The sequence below is a fragment of the uncultured Microbacterium sp. genome (assembly GCF_963521645.1).
Lineage (GTDB): Bacteria > Actinomycetota > Actinomycetes > Actinomycetales > Microbacteriaceae > Microbacterium.
In genome coordinates, this window is record NZ_CAUQVQ010000135.1 from 1 (window position 1) to 3,779 (window position 3,779).

General features: G+C 69.8%; 4 protein-coding genes. All 4 read right to left on the reverse strand.

From position 1 onward, the window contains the following. Positions 1-25: 25 nt before the first annotated feature. From RWO82_RS15250 to manD, 4 genes are read right to left on the reverse strand one after another with little or no spacing between them, the layout of a single operon-like run. Positions 26-793, reverse strand: a complete 768-nt coding sequence (locus tag RWO82_RS15250) for a Pr6Pr family membrane protein (RefSeq protein WP_314428379.1) — start codon at positions 791-793, stop codon at positions 26-28. A 40-nt stretch (positions 794-833) separates the two neighbouring features. Beyond that, positions 834-1,793, reverse strand: coding sequence for a sugar kinase (locus tag RWO82_RS15255; RefSeq protein ID WP_314428380.1), 960 nt, complete (start codon positions 1,791-1,793; stop codon positions 834-836). Beyond that, complete coding sequence (locus RWO82_RS15260; protein WP_314428381.1) at positions 1,790-2,443, reverse strand: bifunctional 4-hydroxy-2-oxoglutarate aldolase/2-dehydro-3-deoxy-phosphogluconate aldolase; 654 nt, start codon at positions 2,441-2,443, stop codon at positions 1,790-1,792. Before RWO82_RS15260 ends, RWO82_RS15255 begins: the two co-directional genes overlap by 4 nt. Beyond that, positions 2,433-3,659, reverse strand: coding sequence for a D-mannonate dehydratase ManD (manD, locus tag RWO82_RS15265; protein WP_314428382.1), 1,227 nt, complete (start codon positions 3,657-3,659; stop codon positions 2,433-2,435). Before manD ends, RWO82_RS15260 begins: the two co-directional genes overlap by 11 nt. Positions 3,660-3,779 lie beyond the last annotated feature (120 nt).

Sequence of the window (3,779 nt, forward strand, 5' to 3'; positions counted from 1 at the left end):
GGTGCCGACGCGGTACCGACGCGGGTCAGAGGCCGGGCTCGGCGCTTCTGCGGGCGAGGGCTCCGAGTGCGCGGTCGACGGCGACGAACAGCAGGCCGACGACGATCAGCGCGACCGACAGTGCCACGACCCACTGGGCTACGCCGAGCGGCCCGAGCGCATCGACATCCATGAAGGGATACGGGTACGTCTGGCCGGGATAGAACTCGCCCCCGAGGGCCCCGTAGGAGAACGCCCACGTCAGGTAGGCGTAGGGGATGAGCATCCACAGCAAGGGGTCGGTCCACCGGAACGAGCCCTTCGGCACGAACAGCAGCCAGTCCGCGATCATCAGGATCGGCGTGACAATGTGGATGAGATTGTCGGTGAGCGAGAACACGTCGGTGTCGCCGTCGGCGAATCGCGTCGGCACCAGGACGACCAGATAGATCAACATCGTGACGGTGATGGCCATCATCACCGCGCCGCTGACTCGCGGGCTCGGGCTCGAGGTGCCCGAGGGGCCGATGCGTCGCACGTCGCGCGCCGTGCGGACGGTGAGCAGCAGCATCCACGCCAGGCACAGCAGGTTGCTGACCATCGTGTAGAAGAGGAAGGTCGTCCAGTCCGGTCGCCCGGTCAGCAGATCGGCGTGGCGGATGACCCCGGTGACGATCACGGCCAGGGCGAGGCCCCGGAACACGAGTGCCACCCGTCGCGAATTCACTGCGGCCGAGGCGAACAGCGACACGGGCGGCGTCGGAGAGGGTGTGAGGGTGGAAGCCGCGGACGGCGATACAGCGGCTTTCGACATACTTCGAGGCTACGCGTCCTGAGCTCGGATCCGGGCCGGGTCAGCGGCGTACAGGATCGGAATCCCGGTTCAAGAATCGATCGAGTTCGCGTCGCGTGGGCGCGGCCTCCCAATCGCCGGGAATGAGGCACGCCATCGCACCGCAGGCGTTCGCACGCTGCAGGGTCGCGTCGGCGTCGAGCCCCTCGAGCAGCGCGCTGAGGTACCCGCCGACGAAGGCGTCGCCCGCCCCTACGGTGTCGACCGGGTCGATCGCGAAGCCGCTCGCCTCGACGACGGCATCCGCTGTGATCACCGCCGCGCCCTCCGCGCCGAGCTTGACGACGGTGGTCGCGCATCCCGCGGCGCGGAGCCGCGCTGCGGAGTCTGCGATCGAGGCGTGCGGGTACAGGATCTCGAACTCCTCCTCGCCGCCGAACACGATGTCCGCTCGCTCGGCGAGCTCTCGGAGCGTGGGACCGGCGGTGGATGCGGGCGCGAGAGCCGACCGATAGTTGATGTCGAAGCTGACGATCACGTCGGATGCCCGTGCCCGATCGACGGCCGCGTGCACGGCATCGCGCGCGGTCTCGGACAGCAAGGGGGTGATGCCCGTGATGTGCAGGAGTGCGGCGGATTCGACCCATCCCTGCGGCAGGTCGCTCCGATGCAGCCGGGAGCCTGCCGATCCCGCGCGGTAGTAGTGCACGGCGGTGGAGGCGGTCGACGGACGCTCCTTGACCATCAGGCCCGTGCGTGCCTCGGCGTCGACCACCGCGTGCACCTCGACGCCGTCGCCGCGGATCTCCCGCACGACGCGCTCGCCGAGGGAGTCGTCGCCGACACGCCCCAGCCACGATGCCGCGACTCCGAGGCGCGCGAGCCCGATCGCGACGTTGCTCTCGGCGCCGCCGATGCCGAGAGCCAGCGCGTTCGCATGACGCAGCGAGCCGATGTCGGTCGTGCGCATGAGCGCCATGGTCTCGCCGAGCGTCACGACAGACGGCGAGGCAGCGGTCATCCGGCGCTCCGCGCGCATACCGTGACGAACTCGGCCGCTCGCTCGCGCAGAGCCGCGAGGTCGCCTCCGCTGAACGCGTCGCCGAGCAGCGGCCCGCCGACGCTGACGGCCACCGCTCCCGCATGCAGCCACGCCTCGGCGCCCGCGAGGTCGACGCCGCCCGAGGGCACCGCGACCAGGTCGGGGAAGGGGCCCCGCAGGTCCTTGAGGTACGACGGACCCACCTGGCCGGCCGGGAACACCTTCACCGCGGATGCCCCGGAGGACCAGGACGCGAAGAGCTCGGTCGGAGTCAGCCCGCCGGGCACGATCGGCACGCCGGCATCCGTCGCCTGGGTGACGAACTCGGTCGACGTGATCGGGGTGACGATGTAGGCCGCGCCCGCCTCGATCGCCCGCGTCAGGTCGGCCGCGTTCGTGACGGTGCCGATGCCGAGATCGACCGCGTCGCCGAACCGTGCACGCAGCCGCGGGAAGTGCTCGAAGGTGCCCGGGGTGGTCAGCGTCAGCTCGACACTGCGGATGCCGGCGTCGACGAGCACGTCGAGCACGGCGTCGTAATCCTCGGCCCGCTGCGCGCGCGCCACGACGATCAGGCGGGAGTCGACCGTGCGCGGCGGCAGCGCGACCCGGCGCACCTCACCAGTCATGGACGGTCCCGTCGAGCAGGCGGTTCACCGGGAGGTACGCCTTGGTGTACTCGTGGCCGGCTGCGGCATCCTCGTCGAGGTCGACACCGAGTCCGGGCTTGTCGCCGGGGTGCAGGAAGCCCTCGTCGAAGGTGAAGGAGGTCTGGAACACCTCGAGCGTCTGTTCGTTGTGGGGCATGTACTCCTGGATGCCGAAGTTGTGGATCGCGAGGTCGAGGTGCAGCGCGGCGGCCATGCCGACGGGCGAGATGTCGGTCGGACCGTGGATGCCGGACTTGATGCCGTAGATCGCGGCGAAGTCGAGCAGCTTCTTCATGGCCGTGATGCCACCGGTGTGCGTGACTGCAGAGCGCACGTAGTCGATCAGCCGCTCGGTGATGAGGGTCTGGTAGTCGAACACCGAGTTGAAGACCTCGCCGATCGCGAGCGGCGTCGTCGAGTGCTGACGCACCAGGCGCAGCGCCGTCTGGTCTTCACCGGGGGTGCAGTCCTCGAGCCAGAACAGGTCGTAGGGTTCGATGTCCTTCGCGAAGCGGGCCGCCTCGATCGGCGACATGCGGTGGTGCCCGTCGTGCAGGATGCGCAGGTCGGTCCCGAAGTCCTCGCGGATCTGCGAAAAGACCCCGGGCATGTGGTTCAGGTAGTTGCGGGTGTCCCACGTCTCTTCGCTGGGGCGGTCGCCCGAGCGCTTGGCGGGCTCGTAGTCGTAGCGCACACCGGGTCCGGCGTTCGAGACGCCGTAGATCTGGCCGAGTCCGGGCACGCCGGTCTGCACGCGCACAGCGGTGTAGCCGAGCTCCTGGTAGCCCGTGATCGCGTTCTTCAGGGCTGCGTAGTCGGTGCCCGACGCGTGAGCGTAGACGCGGACGCCCTCTCGGCTGGCGCCGCCGAGCAGCTGGTACAGCGGCATCCCGGCCTTCTTGGCCTTGATGTCCCACAGCGCCATGTCGACCGCGGCGATCGCGGCCATCGTGACGGGGCCGCGACGCCAGTACGGGCCGCGGTAGAGGTACTGCCAGGTGTCTTCGATCCTGTCTTCGTCGCGCCCGATGAGCATCGAGGCGACGTGATCGGAGAGGTACGAGGCGACCGCGAGCTCGCGTCCGTTGAGCGTGGCGTCGCCGAGGCCGACGATGCCGTCGGACGTCGTGATCTTGAGCGTGACGAAGTTGCGTCCGGGGCTGGTGATGTTGACGTCGACGATCTCGATGGTCATGTCGTTCTCTCCTGGAGGTGCGGGGTGAAGTGGTGGGGGTGGGGGGGGGGGGGGGCCCCCCCCCCCGGCGGGGGGCCCGGGGGGGGCAGATGGCGGGGCGCCGGGGGGGGGGGGGGCGCC

Bases quoted from the DNA above. Each gene is read 5' to 3' on its own strand.
- RWO82_RS15255 (WP_314428380.1), bottom strand. From the start codon at position 1,793: ATGACCGCTGCCTCGCCGTCTGTCGTGACGCTCGGCGAGACCATGGCG.
- manD (WP_314428382.1), bottom strand. From the start codon at position 3,659: ATGACCATCGAGATCGTCGACGTCAACATCACCAGCCCCGGACGCAAC.
- RWO82_RS15250 (WP_314428379.1), bottom strand. From the start codon at position 793: ATGTCGAAAGCCGCTGTATCGCCGTCCGCGGCTTCCACCCTCACACCC.
- RWO82_RS15260 (WP_314428381.1), bottom strand. From the start codon at position 2,443: ATGACTGGTGAGGTGCGCCGGGTCGCGCTGCCGCCGCGCACGGTCGAC.